We start from the raw sequence: 451 nt of genomic DNA, 5'->3' as shown, positions 1-451 counted from the left end.
CAAAGACCGCCGGTCTGGCGGTTGCGCGATTGTTCGAGGCGCACGAACGAGCCGAACACGGCGTCGATCTGCGCCTGCGGTATGCCAGGCCCTTCGTCGCGGATGGTGAGCAGGATCATGTCCTCCGACCGGCGCAGCGAAAGATGCGCCTTCTTGCCGTAGGTGACCGCGTTCTGCACCAGATTGGTGACGCAGCGCTTGAGCGCGACCGGCCGCGCCATGCAGATCAGCCCGCGCGAACGGGTCTCGTCGTCGAACGAGACGTCGTCATAGCCGTCGGCGATCGATTCCACGAGCGACCAGAAGTCGATGCGTTCGTTCTTTTCCTCGGTCACTTCGAAGGTGGCGAAGTCGATCACCGAGCTGGCGATGCTCTCGACATCGGCGAGGTCGTGCGCCAGCGCCTCGCGGACCGCCGATTTGCGCAACAGCTCCAGGCGCAGGCGCATTC

At 64.5% G+C, this 451-nt stretch carries 1 protein-coding gene; it reads right to left on the bottom strand.

All coding sequences use genetic code 11. The features are described 5' to 3' along the window. Positions 1–451, bottom strand: a 451-nt coding sequence (locus tag ENZ74_RS34090) for an ATP-binding protein (protein WP_245471074.1), incomplete at both ends; no start/stop codon positions are given.

Source organism: Mesorhizobium sp. M7A.F.Ca.CA.002.15.2.1, from assembly GCF_003998715.1.
GTDB classification, from domain to species: Bacteria; Pseudomonadota; Alphaproteobacteria; order Rhizobiales; family Rhizobiaceae; genus Mesorhizobium; species Mesorhizobium ciceri.
Note: the sequence above shows the minus strand (reverse complement) of the source record. Positions and strands in the feature narration are given on the sequence as shown.